The sequence below is a fragment of the Pseudoalteromonas sp. SR45-4 genome, assembly GCF_014163535.1.
In the GTDB taxonomy this organism is placed as follows: Bacteria; Pseudomonadota; Gammaproteobacteria; order Enterobacterales; family Alteromonadaceae; genus Pseudoalteromonas; species Pseudoalteromonas nigrifaciens.
On record NZ_JACJDO010000002.1, the window covers coordinates 107,539 to 122,674 of the forward strand.

15 protein-coding genes are annotated in these 15,136 nt (G+C 42.5%); 8 read left to right on the forward strand and 7 right to left on the reverse strand.

Translation table 11 applies throughout. The annotated features are described in order from the left end of the window. Positions 1-177 precede the first annotated feature (177 nt). Complete coding sequence (gene asnS / locus H5058_RS01655) at positions 178-1,575, reverse strand: asparagine--tRNA ligase (RefSeq protein ID WP_011328294.1); 1,398 nt, start codon at positions 1,573-1,575, stop codon at positions 178-180. 304 nt (positions 1,576-1,879) lie between these two features. On the opposite strand from asnS, the gene H5058_RS01660 reads away from it, so the two are divergent. Continuing rightward, complete coding sequence (locus tag H5058_RS01660; RefSeq protein WP_011328293.1) at positions 1,880-2,314, forward strand: ATP-binding protein; 435 nt, start codon at positions 1,880-1,882, stop codon at positions 2,312-2,314. 55 nt (positions 2,315-2,369) lie between these two features. On the opposite strand, the gene H5058_RS01665 is transcribed toward H5058_RS01660, so the two are convergent. The 5 genes from H5058_RS01665 to bioA all read right to left on the reverse strand — a co-directional run bounded on the left by H5058_RS01665 (position 2,370) and on the right by bioA (position 8,213). Beyond that, entirely contained in the window at positions 2,370-3,389 is a 1,020-nt protein-coding gene (locus H5058_RS01665) for an ABC transporter ATP-binding protein (RefSeq protein WP_182676651.1), read from the reverse strand. 14 nt (positions 3,390-3,403) lie between these two features. Beyond that, positions 3,404-4,903, reverse strand: a complete 1,500-nt coding sequence (locus H5058_RS01670; RefSeq protein ID WP_179807024.1) for an iron ABC transporter permease — start codon at positions 4,901-4,903, stop codon at positions 3,404-3,406. Next, positions 4,903-5,943 (reverse strand): extracellular solute-binding protein, encoded by a 1,041-nt coding sequence (locus tag H5058_RS01675; protein ID WP_011328290.1) that lies wholly within the window; start codon positions 5,941-5,943, stop codon positions 4,903-4,905. The genes H5058_RS01670 and H5058_RS01675 overlap by 1 nt, the downstream gene beginning before the upstream one ends. Further along, on the reverse strand, positions 5,944-6,756 hold the full coding sequence (locus H5058_RS01680; protein ID WP_182676653.1) for a hypothetical protein: 813 nt from the start codon (positions 6,754-6,756) through the stop codon (positions 5,944-5,946). A gap of 155 nt (positions 6,757-6,911) precedes the next feature. After that, positions 6,912-8,213: an adenosylmethionine--8-amino-7-oxononanoate transaminase gene (gene bioA / locus H5058_RS01685; protein WP_182676654.1), complete on the reverse strand. Its 1,302-nt coding sequence runs from the start codon at positions 8,211-8,213 to the stop codon at positions 6,912-6,914. Between the two features lie 99 nt (positions 8,214-8,312). Between bioA and bioB the strand changes: the two genes are divergently transcribed. The 7 genes from bioB to H5058_RS01720 all read left to right on the forward strand — a co-directional run bounded on the left by bioB (position 8,313) and on the right by H5058_RS01720 (position 14,482). After that, the gene (gene bioB, locus H5058_RS01690) at positions 8,313-9,353 is read left to right on the forward strand and encodes a biotin synthase BioB (RefSeq protein WP_182676656.1); all 1,041 of its coding nucleotides are present in this window, start codon (positions 8,313-8,315) and stop codon (positions 9,351-9,353) included. Positions 9,354-9,411: 58 nt separating this feature from the next. Further along, positions 9,412-10,563 carry an 8-amino-7-oxononanoate synthase gene (locus H5058_RS01695; RefSeq protein ID WP_182676658.1) on the forward strand — a complete coding sequence of 384 codons (1,152 nt, stop codon included), beginning with the start codon at positions 9,412-9,414 and terminating at the stop codon, positions 10,561-10,563. Further along, a complete protein-coding gene (locus tag H5058_RS01700) occupies positions 10,560-11,456 on the forward strand; it encodes a methyltransferase domain-containing protein (protein ID WP_089368333.1) in 897 nt (298 codons plus the stop codon). Before H5058_RS01695 ends, H5058_RS01700 begins: the two co-directional genes overlap by 4 nt. A gap of 37 nt (positions 11,457-11,493) precedes the next feature. Further along, the gene (bioD, locus tag H5058_RS01705) at positions 11,494-12,177 is read left to right on the forward strand and encodes a dethiobiotin synthase (RefSeq protein WP_089368332.1); all 684 of its coding nucleotides are present in this window, start codon (positions 11,494-11,496) and stop codon (positions 12,175-12,177) included. Between the two features lie 154 nt (positions 12,178-12,331). Next, positions 12,332-13,201 carry a protease HtpX gene (gene htpX / locus H5058_RS01710; RefSeq protein WP_089368331.1) on the forward strand — a complete coding sequence of 290 codons (870 nt, stop codon included), beginning with the start codon at positions 12,332-12,334 and terminating at the stop codon, positions 13,199-13,201. Positions 13,202-13,317: 116 nt separating this feature from the next. Next, positions 13,318-13,770 carry a DUF302 domain-containing protein gene (locus tag H5058_RS01715; RefSeq protein WP_182676660.1) on the forward strand — a complete coding sequence of 151 codons (453 nt, stop codon included), beginning with the start codon at positions 13,318-13,320 and terminating at the stop codon, positions 13,768-13,770. Positions 13,771-13,819: 49 nt separating this feature from the next. Beyond that, positions 13,820-14,482, forward strand: a complete 663-nt coding sequence (locus H5058_RS01720; protein ID WP_182676662.1) for an NADPH-dependent FMN reductase — start codon at positions 13,820-13,822, stop codon at positions 14,480-14,482. Between the two features lie 86 nt (positions 14,483-14,568). Here H5058_RS01720 and gloA read toward each other — a convergent pair whose 3' ends face one another. Beyond that, entirely contained in the window at positions 14,569-15,096 is a 528-nt protein-coding gene (gene gloA / locus H5058_RS01725) for a lactoylglutathione lyase (RefSeq protein WP_182676664.1), read from the reverse strand. Positions 15,097-15,136 lie beyond the last annotated feature (40 nt).

Below are 15,136 nucleotides of genomic sequence, written 5' to 3' on the forward strand. Positions count from 1 at the left end.
AAACCTAAGGTACTTATTCACTTAACCTGACTGGCCTATTGCAAGAAAATTCAACGCAGTTAGCGCTGAAAAATAGCTGCTTGAGATAAGTTTATTATCCGGATCTCAGGTTACTTAGGCATAAAAAAACCAGCCATCGGCTGGTTTTTACTATGGTACACAGTAAGCGTTAACGTATTAGTACGTTGCGCTGCCTTTAGTGCGAGGGAAGGCAATAACGTCACGTACGTTGCCCATACCAGTAACATAAGCAACTAAACGCTCAAAACCTAAGCCAAAGCCTGAGTGCGGCACAGTACCGTATTTACGTAAATCGCGGTACCAGCTGTAGTCGTCTTTGTTTAAGCCCATTTCGTCTAAACGAGCATCGAGAATATCTAGGCGCTCTTCACGTTGTGAGCCACCAATGATCTCACCAATACCTGGCGCTACTATGTCCATTGCGGCAACGGTTTTACCGTCTTCGTTTTGGCGCATGTAAAACGCTTTAATATCGCGTGGGTAGTTTTTAATAACAACCGGTGCTTTAAAGTGTTCTTCTGCTAAGTAACGCTCGTGTTCAGACTGTAAATCTACGCCCCATTCAACAGCGTACTCAAACTTTTTACCACAGGCTTTTAATATTTCTACCGCTTCGGTGTAATCAACTTGTGCAAAGTCTTTTTCTACAAATTCTTCAAGGCGAGTAATGGCTGTTTTTTCTACACGTTGTGCAAAAAATTCCATGTCATCGCGGCGCTCTTCTAGTACGGCTTTAAACACATACTTCAACATCTGCTCTGCTAGTTTTGCAATATCTTCTAAATCAGCAAATGCTAATTCAGGTTCTACCATCCAAAACTCGGCAAGGTGGCGCGAAGTATTTGAGTTTTCTGCGCGGAAGGTTGGGCCAAACGTATAAATTTTTGACATTGCCGACGCGTAAGTTTCACCATTTAACTGGCCAGATACAGTAAGAAATGCTTCTTTACCAAAAAAATCTTCGCTGTAATCTACTTCGCCTTTATCGGTAAGCGGTAAGTTTTGCATATCAAGCGTTGATACGCGGAACATTTCACCTGCGCCTTCACAGTCACTTGCTGTGATAATAGGGGTGCTTATCCATAAAAAACCTTGCTCATGGTAAAAGCGATGAATAGCTTGAGCTAAACAGTTACGTACACGGGTTACGGCACCAATCATGTTAGTACGAGGGCGAAGGTGAGCGTGCTCACGTAAGTACTCAATACTATGACGCTTTGCAGCCATAGGGTACGAATCTGGGTTTTCTACCCAACCTAATACAGTAACCGAGTTAGCTTGAATCTCATAAGACTGACCTTGGCCAGCAGATTGCACTAAAACACCGGTAACCGACACAGAACAACCGGCTGTTAGGCTAGTGACTTCATCATAATTATTAAGTGAATTAGGAACTACCGCTTGAATAGGATCAAAACACGAACCGTCATGAACGGCTAAAAATGAAATTCCTGCTTTTGAATCGCGGCGAGTACGGATCCAGCCTTTTACTGTAACTTGGCTGTCTACCGATACCTTGCCTTTTAATAGCTCTGAAATCGCTAAATGGCTCATCTTCACTCCAATGATATAAGTTGCCTAACTATATAATTTAACTACGCACCACACGCTGGCAAAATTGCTCTTAAACGGCGCTGCACTTGAACCCTGTATCTTACCTAGTAAAGTAAGATAAAAAAACTATTGTGGGCAACTCTTTAAAAATTTTTATAAATGCGCTTTATTTTTATACAGTTTTAAGGCCTAAATGTGAGTATTGTTATTTGTTGCTCTTATGTTTACCCATTTTGTGGCATTATGAACATTCAGATATTTTTATATTAATCGTTTTACCATTACATACTAAAAAATGGATGCTATGAAACAAGTTTTTATTTTACGAGGACTACCAGGAAGCGGTAAGTCTTATTATGCGCAAAATCTTGCCGATGAACTCGCCGGTGCAGACGAAAGCCAATATGTTATTTGCTCAACCGATGATTATTTTATTAATGATCAAGGTGAATACCAATTTGATAAGTTTAAATTGCCGCAATACCATAATTTAAATTTAGCGCGCTTTATTAACGCTTTAGCACAAAATATCCCGTTGGTGATTGTAGATAACACCAATATTAAAAAATGGGAATTTATTGCCTATGCGCAAGCGGCAGTTGCTTTGGGTTATCAAGTAAAAGAAGTGATTGTGGGCGAAGTAAAAGACAAATCTATGCAGCATTTATATGCCAAGCGTAACAGCCATAACATTCCACTTAAAACTATTAGTAAAATGGCCTATATGTTTGAATGGTAATTTATACAGATTAAAAAAGCCCATGTTAATGGGCTTTTTAGTGTTGCATACTTTATTATTGCGCGAGTTGTTTATAAACCGCTAACGGGTGTGAGGTACTTAAAGATACATGTACAGCATCGCCGGGGTTTACCACTATTTCATGGCTAACGCGGCTGGTTACTACAGTAGCGCAGGCAAGCTTTATAGCACATAAGCGGCTGCCACCTTCAAAGCGCACCCAAATAACTTCGCCATTATTACCCACACTACTTTGCACTAGTAATACATCATCGGGGCGCAGCAGCACATCTACATCGCCACTATCGCAATCAACACCATGGGCAGGGGCATTACCAATACTTGTGGTTGCTTGGCCTTGGCTAAATTGGCCGCTTATAAAGCTGGCTTCCCCTAAAAAGCGTGCCACAAATCGATTGTTAGGCATACTAAAACAGCGCTCTGGTGTATCAATTTGCTGAATTTTACCGCCTTGCAGTACACCCACACGATCGCCTACCGACAATGCTTCTTCTTGGTCGTGCGTTACCCAAATTGCAGGTACGCCCGCCGCTTTAAGCGCGTTGCGAATATCCCAGCGCAGCATGTCTTTTAGTGCGGCGTCTAAGTTAGAAAGCGGCTCATCTAATAATACAAAGTCGGGCTGGTGGGCAAGGGTGCGCGCAAGTGCTACGCGTTGCTTTTGTCCGCCTGAAAGCGTTGCTGGTTTTTTATTTCTAAACTCATCAAGGCCAAGTAACTTTATCCAATGCTCGCCTGGGCTGGTGTCTTTTAACCTAAAAAAAATATTTTGCTGCACGGTTAAATGCGGAAATAAAGCAAAATCTTGAAACACCATACCTACACTGCGTTTTTCCGCAGGCACAGTAATTTTAGGCGTTGCCCGCCATTTACCACTGTTTATTTCGCCTTCGCTTATAGGTATAAGGCCGGCTAATGCCTGCAAAATAGTACTTTTACCGCAGCCAGTAGGGCCTACAAGCATAAGAATTTCGTTATTGCCTAATGATAGGTTTAAATCGCTTACTACACGGTTACTGCCATAATCTATAGACAACTGACTTACAGATAGCATTTGTTATTAAATCCTTAATGTTCGAGCTGGTTGCGTTTTTCGCCAGTGAGCATAATAGCTAACGCGCACGCAGAAATCACAACTAATAATAACCCCGGAATAGCAGCGCGGCCAAAATAGCCGGCTTCGTATACACGCCACAAATAAGTAGAGAGGGTTTCAAACCCCGTAGGGCCAAGTAATAAGGTGGCCTCTAGTTCACGCATCGACTCTAAAAACACTAATGCTGCACCGGCAATAATACCGCGCATAGTTAAGGGCAGTGTTATACGCATAAATGCTTCGCGTGGGCTGGCACCAAGTACCCGGGCCGATTTTACCAAGCTTGGATCTAAGTGTTCGGTGCTGGTACGTACTGAGCCTACAGCAAGGGGTAAAAAGCGCAGCGTATAAGCAATAATAAGCAACCCTAATGTTTGATACAAAAAGGGCAGTTGCAAGCCGCCATAAACAAGCGCTGTGCCCATTACTATGCCCGGAATACCAAAGCCAAAGTAAGTTACGCGCTCCATTACTTTACCTGCTTTACCGCTAAGAGCCGCATGAGCAACCGGAATGGCCACAATTACAGCTACTACAGCAGCAATTGCTGAGGCATATGTTGAGTTCCAAGCAATACTAAAATCAAAGCCGCTAAAACCATCCCGTGCCAGCCACAACGAAAATATAGCTAAAGGTAAGCCAATGGCTAATAGCAAAATAGGCGCAAAAGTTATAAACATAGCGCTTAACTGCCACTTTTTAGGGAATAAAATAAGTGGTCTGCCTTGGCGTTCAGTGGCGGTTTTTATTTGTGATTCAATCATTAATAAAAAGCCAACAATAACCATTAATTGCAACGAGAGCATAGCCGCACGGCCCAAAGCAAAGGCGTTGTACTCCACATAAATAACTCGAGTAAAGGTATCTAAGCGCATCATTGCCGGTGTACCAAAGTCAGATAAAGTATAAAGTGCAACAAGCAAAGAGCCCGCGGCAATACCATTAACTACGCGGGGTAATATTACTTTAAATACACTTTGTGTCATCGACATACCCAGTGTACGTGCAGCGTTTACCATACTGGCATCAAGGCTGAGTAAGGACGAGCGGGTGGTCATCATTACAAACGGAAATGTGTACAAGGTCATTACTATGGCTGCGCCGCTAAGGCCGTCCATTGAGGGGGTAGGAATACTAAGTAGATTATTTATTTCCCCCCCAGGGCCAAAAGCTGCATAAAGTGTAAACGCCCCTATATAACTAGGTATAGCTAAGGGAGCTGCAAATATAACCAGCCATAATTTTTTAAATGGCAAATGTACATAAGCGCTAATAAACGCCAGTGGCACGCCAATTAAAATAGAACCCAATACAGTTAACGCCATTAACGATAAGGTATTAGCTAAAATGTCGAGGTTATGGCTGTCAAATACTGAGCTTGTGTCGCTGGCAAGGGTAATTAACACATAAATAGGGGTAAGCGTAATGAGCGCTGCAAGCAGCGCCATTGGATAGGATGCAGGTAGTCGCATTACAGTACGCCGCTACTGCGCATTAAATCGATAGTGGGGCGTAAATCGGCGAGCTGAGTTAAATCAATTTTAGGCGGCGAAATACTCGATAAAGACGGTATGCCCTGTGGCACACTAATGCCATTAACAAGTGGGATTTCGTAAGCTTCACTGGCTAAATAGCTTTGCACTTCGGTGCTTAGTAAATAACGCATAAAATTAGTTGCTAACGGATCGTCACTTAAAGCTAACACCCCTGAGGCATTGACCAAACAGCCTGCATCGTTTTGGGTAAAAGCTAAATCTAGCTTAGCATCGGGCTTGCCCGACTTTAACCTAAGTGTGTAATAGTGATTGGCAAAGCCAATATCAACTTCACCGCGCTCAACGCCCATAACTACACCTAATTCACCGGCATAGGTTTTAGAGCGCTTTTTAATTTTTTTAAGCCACTTAGCGGTTTTGTCATCACCTTCTAAAATTCGCATTGCAGTTACAAACGACTGGAACGACGCATAAGCAGGGGCCCAACCAATACTTAAATCGCTGTCGGCAATTTCCATAATGCTGGTGGGAATTTGCTCTTTAGTTAAACGCGACGTGTTGTATGGCAAGGTACGAATACGGCCGGTTACCGGCGTCCATTCTTTATATCTAAATTGCGGTTGTAACTGAGCCGATAAATCACTTGGTATTGGCTGTGCAAGGCCAGCATCGGTAACTAAACCAATCGCGCCTGAGTCAACCGCCCAAAATAAGTCAGCACGGCGAACGCCTGCTTTTGCTTCAGCTACTATGGTATTTGCTAATGCAGCAGTTGGGCCTCGGCGTATACCGAGTTTAAGGTTTGGATTTTTTTTCTCGATAGCTTGTAATACGTTTTCGTATAAGCCACCTTCACCACGCCCTAAATAAAGCGTAAGCTCACCCTCTAGTTTAGGTAAGCTATCTACAGACACAGGGTTTGCTATATTGGCCGCTAGTGCGCGAGCAAGAGGCAGTGGTAATGCACCCACAGCCCCAAGCGCAACCAGGCCTTGTATAAAGGTCCTACGCTTCACTTAAAATACATCCTTACGTGTTTTTTCGGCTTTTTCGATCAGCGTTTTAGCGCGATCTAATTTTGTTTGCATGTCGCTTATTACATTACGTACTTCGTCTACGCTTTTGTTGTTAGAAATAGCAAGTGGCAGTGTTACGTTAAAGTCTTTCTCTAACACTTCAACTAAGTTAGCGTCTTGCGCTATCAGTGTGCCTTCTACGCCTTCAAATAAGTGTAGGTAAGTGTCGTGTACAATTTCGGTGGCTTCGTCGTTTAAACGCTCAGCAAACTTTGCAACAACACGATCGAGTCGGTGCTTAATTTCGTCGATAGTGGCACTTTGGGTCATTTCTTTGGTTGCTGTTGTTGTTACATTTGCTAATAAACCCTGTTGCTGAAATTTTGCCGCTAATTTAACAGCGCCAAGGCCTTGCCATAGGGCATTGTTCATGGCTTGTTGTTGTTTACGAACTTCAGCTGCAGGCTGTTTGTTTTCGATAGCCATTTTTACGCCGTAAATACCTTGCCAAATAGAAGCGTAAACAGGTACAAAATTGGTTTCTATGGCGCTGTGAAATTTAACCGACTCCCAATATTCAATAAGGTCATCTGTTTTTACCGCTTTAGCACCTTTAGTATCGTAGTCGCTTACCATGGTATCGACTTTGCCAACCATCCACTCTACTTCTTCGCCGTAACTTTTAAGATTAGCCTGAAGATGATTAACATGCTCGCCAATAGGGCCGTTTGCAAGTACCGGTTGCGTTATAAAAGCAGAGGCTAATAACAGGCTTACGCCTAACGCTTTAGCTGGTTTAAATAATAAGTTCATAAAAGAGTCCGAAAAGGTAACTGTAAATGATAGGTATTATCATATAGGTAAAGATCACTGAGATCAATACTCTAAAGGTGAGTTAAGGGGCTATTTGTTTATTAGGGCAAAGTGTGTACAACTTTTAACCCTAAAACTTTAATTTAGCGGTAAGTTTAAGCGTAATGCTTGCCTTTAATGGCGTTATAAATGGCATCACACAAGGTTTTTATGCTGCTATGGTCTGAAATATATGGCGGCATTAAATAAATAAGTTTACCAAAGGGGCGTATCCACACACCTTGTGCTACAAAATAAGCCTGAATTTTAGCCACATCAACATTGCCTGCTTCCGCTGTTAGCTCTACCACCCCAATAGCGCCTAAAGTGCGTACATCGGCTACGTCATCAAGCTCTTTGCACTTATTGAGTTGTTGTAGTTGGCTGTTTAGGTTGGTTATGCGCTGCTGCCAGTTTTGCTCAAGCAGTAAATCTATACTGGCACAGGCCACAGCGCAGGCAAGCGGGTTGCCCATAAAAGTAGGGCCGTGCATTAATACACCGGCTTCGCCTTCGCTTATACCTGTGGCTATTTTGTCACTGGTAAGAGTGGCCGATAGGGTCATAGCGCCGCCAGTGAGTGCTTTGCCTATACACATTATATCGGGCTGAATATTAGCATGCTCTACGGCAAATAATTTACCGGTACGGCCAAAGCCTGTGGCTATTTCGTCGCATATAAGTAACACCTTATATTGCGTGCATAACTTGCGTACGCAGGCTAAGTACTCAGGGTGATAAAAGTTCATGCCACCAGCATTTTGTACAATTGGCTCAATAATAAATGCCGCAACGCTCTGGTGGTGCGCTTTAAAATACGCTTCAAGCTCGGTTGCCTCAGCTTGGTTAAATTCACTATTAAATTGGCTTACCGGGGCTGGTACAAAAATATGCTCGGGTAAAAAGCCGCTGTACAAACTGTGCATTGAATTAACTGGATCGCATACACTCATAGCCGCAAAGGTATCGCCATGATAGCCCTTGTAGGGAGTCATTAATTTTTGTTTGTTAGAAATGCCTTGGCTAAGCCAATACTGCAGCGCCATTTTTATAGCTACTTCAACACTTACCGAGCCGCTATCGGCTAAAAATACCTTAGTTAAGCTAGCAGGGGTAATGCTTACTAGCTTTTTACACAGCTCTACAGCGGGTTTATGGGTAAATCCGCCAAACATAATGTGGCTCATAGAGTTAATTTGCTCAATCATGGCGTTATTTAAAACTGGGTGGTTATAGCCATGTATAGCGCTCCACCATGAGGCCATGCCATCAATGAGTTGCTCGCCTGTTTCAAGCTCAATAATATTATGATTTGCGTGGGTGACAGGGTAAACCATTATAGGCTTGGTCATAGAGGTATAAGGGTGCCAAATATGCTGGCGATCAAAATTTAGGTCAATCGTACTCTTTTTAATCATATGTAAACTTAAGTTGGCTTTGGTTCGTTGACAATGGTACTTCAAGAAGTAGACTAAGCCAATATCACCGTTATGAAAAAATAAAGAGAGTAGAAAACTATGGAACTTGCACCTGTTCGTCACAACTGGACCCACAGTGAAGTTAAAGCAATATTTGAAATGCCATTTAACGATTTACTATTTAAAGCCGCATCGGTTCATCGTGCTAATTTCAACCCAAATGAAGTGCAAATTTCTACTTTATTATCGATTAAAACCGGTGCCTGCCCAGAAGATTGTAAATATTGCCCGCAGTCTGGGCATTACCGAACCGATTTAGAACGCGAACGCCTAATCGAGGTAGAAAAAGTAGTAGAACAAGCGCGTTTAGCCAAGCAAAAAGGCGCAACTCGTTTTTGTATGGGTGCCGCGTGGTCAGATCCAAAAGACAGAGACATGCCGTATATTTCGCAAATGGTTAAAGAAGTAAAAGAGCTTGGCCTAGAAACCTGTATGACCCTAGGCATGCTTAATAACGAAAAAGCCCACGAACTACGCAATGCTGGGCTTGACTACTACAACCATAACCTTGACACCTCACCTGAGTATTACGAGCAAATTATATCTACCCGAACTTTTCAAGACCGCCTAGATACCATAGGCAATGTACGCGACGCGGGTATGAAAGTATGTTCGGGCGGTATTGTAGGTATGGGCGAGCAAGCAGCCGATCGCTATGGCTTATTAATGCAACTGGCCAACTTAGATCAACAACCAGAAAGCGTACCCATTAATATGCTGGTTAAAGTTAAAGGCACACCGCTTGAAAACGTAGATGACTTAGATCATTTTGAGTTTATACGCACAATTGCAACCGCGCGCATTATGATGCCGCAAAGCTATGTGCGTTTGTCGGCAGGGCGCAACGCCATGAACGAGCAAATGCAGTCAATGTGCTTTTTTGCAGGTGCTAACTCTATATTTTATGGCGACAAACTGCTTACCACCGAAAACCCAGATGCCGATGCCGATATGGCCTTAATTAAAAAGTTAGGGATGAACCCAGAAACTCGTCACGACTATTCAGATGAAGCCGTAGCCGCGTCGCTTTCATCGCAAGTGGCCGACAAAGCAACGTCTAAGTTATTTTACGAAGCATAACCATAATTATAACTAAGTAATAACTAAGCTATAACTAAGCCTAGGTAAACACAGCCAAATGTCATTTGAATTTATAAATACGCATCTGCAAGCTTGCTTGCACGATGCGCTACTGCGTAAACGCCACCAAGTACAGCATGCTACGGCGCGCAAAATTACTATTAATAACAAAACCTATCTTAATTTTGCCAGTAACGACTACTTAGGCTTTGGCGATAACGCAATTGCTTTAAATGAATTACCGGCATTAGGGAGTCACAGCTCAGCGTTAGTTACCGGTTATCAAGTTCAGCAACACGCACTAGAGCAGTATTTATGCGCACAGTTAGGTTACGAAGCCGCTATGCTGTTTAGCTCGGGCTTTAGTGCTAATAGCAGTGTAATAAAAGCGCTGTTTCAAGATAAAACCGTAGCGCAGCACAGTGCTGTTTTTCAAGATAAGCTTAATCATGCCAGCCTAATAGACGGCGCACTGCATGCTAACGCCGCTTTAATCCGTTTTAATCATAACGACATGAACCATTTACGCGCCCGCTTAGAAAAATCAACAGCCAAACATAAGCTAATTATAAGCGAAGGTGTATTTTCGATGGATGGCGACAAAGCGCCACTTAGCGAGCTACTGGCGTTAGCCAAACAGCACAATGCTTGGCTAATGATAGACGACGCTCATGGTTTTGGCGTATTAGGTAAAACCGGATTAGGAAGCTGCGAGGCGCTTAATACCGAGCAACTACCTGAGTTACTGGTTATTACTTTTGGCAAAGCGGTAGCCAGTAGCGGCGCGTGTGTATTAGGCAGTAAACATTTTATTGATTACATGCTGCAATTTAATCGCGATTACACTTACTCCACGGCTATGTCGCCGCTTATTGCAGGGCTTACTCTTGCACGTATTAAAGCGATTAAAACCGCAGATGATAAACGCGCTAAATTAAAGGCAAATATTAGCTACTTTAAGCAACTTGCTAAACAACATAATATTGCCGTAATGGAGTCAAGTACCGCTATTCAGCCCATTGTTTTAGGCTGCGCCGAGCACACCTTAAACGTGGCTAGTAAACTTAAAGAATACGGTGTTTGGCTTACTGCTATTCGCCCGCCAACCGTTGCTCATAACACCGCACGTTTGCGAATTACACTCAGCGCAGCGCATACAAAGCACGACATTAACCATTTAGTTAATAGCTTAGTAGGTGCATTAGTATGATTGCTCAAACATTTTTAAATGCTGCTTCTATAACTACACAGCCATTAAATACAGAGCCAAATAGGCAGCCGTTAAATATACAATCATTATCAGCAGGGCCTATATTATTACCAAGCTGTAGCCTTAAAAAAGGGGCGCAGAGTAAATTTTCAAAAGCAGCCAGCAGTTATAACCACCATGCTAATGTGCAAAAACAAGCCGCAGATGATTTATTTAAACTTATAAAAGCGAATGCAAATAGCAGTAATAAAGCCAAACTGTGTATCGACTTAGGCGCAGGGCCATTAGTTAATACACATACTTTGCAAACATTATTTGGCAGCGTTATTGCCATGGATCTTAGTTTAAACATGCTACAAAGCAGCGCACTAAATACGCCACGGCTATGCGCCGATATGGATAATCTACCGCTGCAAGCCAATAGTATTGATATTATTTACAGTAACTTTGCAGTGCAATGGTCGGCCGATTTTGCTCAATTATTAAAATCGCTTTATACTGCGCTCAAACCAGGCGGGCAAGCCTATATTAGCTGCGTTATTGAAGGCTCGCTTAACGAGATAAAAACCGCATTTAGCGCACTTGATAACAACAGCCATATAAATACCTTTAATAGCGAACAGTATATAAACCAATCAGTCCAAAAGTCTGGGTTTACTATTAATACAATACAAAAAGCCCTGTATAGCGATGAGTTTACATCGCCATTAAATGCCATTCGCTCTATTAAGGCCATAGGTGCTACAGCGCAAAATCACAGTAATACGCGCAGAGGCTTGTTAACTAAGCACGCTTTGCAGCAGGTATGCAGCGCATATCCGCTTAAAAATAATAAAGCGCACGTGTCGTATCACGTTATGCTATTAGCACTTTGCAAAAAAACAGTTAAATAAAAACCAGTTAAATAAAACAGCAAAGGTAAATAACGCCATGAAAGAATTTTTTATTACCGGCACCGACACCGACGCCGGAAAAACCCACGTTACCAGTTTATTACTAAAGCTACTTGCCCAACATAAAAAGCAAGCAATTGGTTTTAAACCGCTCGCGTCTGGCTGCGAAATGGCGTTTGATCAGCTAGTAAATGCCGATGCACTAATATTAATGGAAAGCGCAACGGTAAGTGCCAAGTACGATATAATTAATCCGTTTGCCTTTGCACCTGCTATTGCCCCGCACATAGCCGCCGAGCAAGCAGGGGTTACTATTACTGCAGATAAGCTAAGCAGCGCGTATAAAAACGTAAAACAGCAAGGTGCCGATTATATACTTACCGAAGGTGCTGGTGGCTGGGCGCTGCCTATAAGCAACACAGATTATTTATACAATTGGGTTAAAGCAGAGCAACTGCCGGTAATATTGGTAGTAGGTATAAAGTTAGGCTGCTTAAATCATGCGCTACTTACGGCTGCACATATGCAAAGTATGGGTATAAATTGCATTGGCTGGATTGCAAATCAGGTTGAGCCAAACATGGACGAGTACCAAGCTAATCTTGATTCACTTAAATTACGTTTACCCTTCCCTATACTGGCAATAAGCCCATACAGTGAGCAAACCCCTAAATTACAAATATATAAAACATTGCTAGAAAATTTCGCACTAAACACATAAAAAACACTTGTTTTACGACATAGTTTGTCACAGAATAGCGCTGACGTTGTGACATACTGTGTCATAACGCAGTGATTGCTTTTAATCAATTTAGTGCCAAACGCACTAAACATATTAATAGTACCGCAATCGATATTATTTTTTGAGGACAAGTATGAAACGTGTTTTTTTATTTTTACTAACAAACCTCGCGGTTATGTTGGTATTAGGTGTAGTGCTTTCAATAGTGATGAGTGTATTTGGACTAAGCAACCGTAGCTTAGGCGGTATGCTAATGATTGCCACTGTGTTTGGTTTTGGTGGCTCGTTTATTTCGTTATTTATGTCGAAATGGATGGCTAAAAAATCAACCGGCGCACATGTTATTACCCAACCACGTAACGAAACCGAACATTGGCTAGTAACTACGGTTGCAGCACAAGCGCAAAAAGCCGGCATTAAAATGCCAGAAGTGGCCATTTACGACAGCCCAGAAATGAACGCATTTGCCACCGGCCCAAGTAAAAACAACTCACTAGTGGCAGTAAGCACAGGTTTATTACACAGCATGAGCCAAGATCAAGCCGAAGCCGTACTTGCCCACGAAGTATCGCATATTGCTAATGGCGACATGGTAACGCTTACACTTATACAAGGCGTGGTAAACACCTTTGTTATATTTGCCGCTAAAGTGCTAGCAGGCATAGTAGATAACTTTATAAACAGTAACAACGATGAACAAGAGGGCGGCAACAGCTGGACCTACTTCCTGTTCGATATGTTGTTTCAAGTAATTTTTGGCATTTTAGCCAGCGTTATAGTGGCTTATTACAGCCGCCAACGTGAGTTTGCTGCCGACAGCGGCGCTGCCAAACTAGTAGGCGCAGACAAAATGCGTTCAGCCCTTGAGCGATTAAAGCAAAATCATCCTTCGCAACTAGAAGGCTCAATGATGGCGTTTGGTATTGCCAGTGGTAAAGGTATGGCTGAGTTGTTTTCGTCGCACCCACCGCTTGACGCCCGTATAGACGCACTGCGTAAATAATGTTTTAGCGCAAAGTTATTGCATATATACCAAGCCAGCTTAACCGCTGGCTTTTTTGTGGCTAAATTACATGCTAAGTTGGTTGCTCATATGTTTAACCAAACCAGAGTTTATACATGAAACTATTAAGCACCACTTTTGTATTTGCGTTACTTTTTGTGTTTTTTCCGGCTAAAGCAACAAACGGCCTAATAACACTACAAAGCCAGCAAAGCGCCAAAGCCACTATGAATAAGTTTGAGCTACTGGCTAAAAATAAAGGACTAACAATTTTTGCACGTATTGATCACGCCGCAGGGGCTAAAAAAGTAGGGCAGCAGCTTGGCTATACCGAAGTTATTATATTTGGTAATCCACAAGGCGGTACTCCTTTAATGCAGTGCGCGCAAACAATGGGGATTGATTTACCGCTTAAAGCACTTGTTTGGCAAGACGCCAATGCAAAAGTATGGTTGAGCTACAACGATCCTAGCTATTTAGTTAAGCGCCATGGTGCAGGGCAATGCGCTGTTGCTACAAAGCTTACCAATGTACTTGCAGAGCTTGCTGCACAGGCTATACAGCCCTGAGCTTAATTAGCAATCCTAAAAAAGTAATTTAAACAACGAGGGAATATACATGAAGTTTTTAGTATTTTTAGGCACAGTACGCAATAGCACACCACCTAAACCAGCAAGGCTTGGCGAGCGCGTAGCTCAAGCATGTATAGCGTGTTTGCAAAGCCAATTTAGTACACACGAAATAGAGCTAATCGACGCGCTAGATTACCCGCTCGAACCGGTATTTAAACCACACTTTGCTTATCCAAAAAGTAAAGCTCCCGAGCAGCTAAATACCCTAGCCGACAAAATTGCCGCAGCCGATGGCTACATTATGATCAGCCCAGAGTACAACCATTCTATGAGCCCAGCACTGGCCAACTTATTAAACCATTTTGGCAGCTCACTGTTTTCGTACAAACCCAGCGCTATTGTTACTTACTCTGCTGGGCAATGGGGTGGTATGCGCGCCGCAATGGGTATGCGTAACTTTTTAAGTGAATTAGGCTGCTTACCCGTATCAGCAATGATCCATGTACCAAAAGCGCAAGAGGTAATGACTGAATATGGCTCGTTCAATGATCAAAGTGAACAAGACTCTTGGTTTAATTACTTCTCACGTACATTTACCCAATTAGCCTGGTGGGCAGAGGCTGCTCAACAGCAAAAACTAACTCAAAACCCAACTGAAGTATTAAGCAGCTTTAATAAAGATCCCTCACAGCGAAACGCTCCTAAATAAACTAAGTTTAATTAACAACGCCTACAAACAATAAAGCCAGCTTAGCTGCTGGCTTTATAATTTAAAACATACATACAGTCTAGTTATTACTGAGACATAATAATTTCGGTAATGCCCTCGGCCGAGAGTATTTCAATCCAATAGCCGTCGGGGTCTTTAATAAACGCCAAACCTTTCATCGAGCCATCGTCTGGTTTTTTTACAAACTCCACATCGTATTTTGTAAAACGTTCGCACGCGGCGTATACATCGGGTACGCTAATACCAATATGGCCAAAGCCTTTTGGCTCTTCGTTACCACTTACATAGCCTGCAAAGCTATCGTCGTTTTCTGTGCCCCAATTATGGGTAAGCTCAATTAGTGCAGGGCGGCGAAACACCCATTCAGCTTTGGTTTTATCATCGCCCTCAGGCAGTTGTTGCTCGTAACCTAAAAAGTACAGGGTAAACTTCATACCAGGAAAGTCATATTTGCCCAACAACTTCATACCTAATACGTTTTCATAAAATGCTAATGAAGGTTTTGGGTCTTTAATTCGCAGCATAGTTTGCTGCATTACATAACCTTCGGTTGCTTTAGTAACTTGCTCTGGAGATTCGTTATAGCTAGACATAAGATGATCCTTACTAAAAAATTTAAAGCACAACTGACTT

Bases quoted from the DNA above. Each gene is read 5' to 3' on its own strand.
- H5058_RS01700 (WP_089368333.1), top strand. From the start codon at position 10,560: ATGATTGCTCAAACATTTTTAAATGCTGCTTCTATAACTACACAGCCA.
- H5058_RS01695 (WP_182676658.1), top strand. From the start codon at position 9,412: ATGTCATTTGAATTTATAAATACGCATCTGCAAGCTTGCTTGCACGAT.
- asnS (WP_011328294.1), bottom strand. From the start codon at position 1,575: ATGAGCCATTTAGCGATTTCAGAGCTATTAAAAGGCAAGGTATCGGTA.
- gloA (WP_182676664.1), bottom strand. From the start codon at position 15,096: ATGTCTAGCTATAACGAATCTCCAGAGCAAGTTACTAAAGCAACCGAA.
- H5058_RS01715 (WP_182676660.1), top strand. From the start codon at position 13,318: ATGAAACTATTAAGCACCACTTTTGTATTTGCGTTACTTTTTGTGTTT.
- H5058_RS01720 (WP_182676662.1), top strand. From the start codon at position 13,820: ATGAAGTTTTTAGTATTTTTAGGCACAGTACGCAATAGCACACCACCT.
- htpX (WP_089368331.1), top strand. From the start codon at position 12,332: ATGAAACGTGTTTTTTTATTTTTACTAACAAACCTCGCGGTTATGTTG.
- bioA (WP_182676654.1), bottom strand. From the start codon at position 8,213: ATGATTAAAAAGAGTACGATTGACCTAAATTTTGATCGCCAGCATATT.
- bioB (WP_182676656.1), top strand. From the start codon at position 8,313: ATGGAACTTGCACCTGTTCGTCACAACTGGACCCACAGTGAAGTTAAA.
- H5058_RS01660 (WP_011328293.1), top strand. From the start codon at position 1,880: ATGAAACAAGTTTTTATTTTACGAGGACTACCAGGAAGCGGTAAGTCT.
- H5058_RS01680 (WP_182676653.1), bottom strand. From the start codon at position 6,756: ATGAACTTATTATTTAAACCAGCTAAAGCGTTAGGCGTAAGCCTGTTA.
- bioD (WP_089368332.1), top strand. From the start codon at position 11,494: ATGAAAGAATTTTTTATTACCGGCACCGACACCGACGCCGGAAAAACC.
- H5058_RS01665 (WP_182676651.1), bottom strand. From the start codon at position 3,389: ATGCTATCTGTAAGTCAGTTGTCTATAGATTATGGCAGTAACCGTGTA.
- H5058_RS01670 (WP_179807024.1), bottom strand. From the start codon at position 4,903: ATGCGACTACCTGCATCCTATCCAATGGCGCTGCTTGCAGCGCTCATT.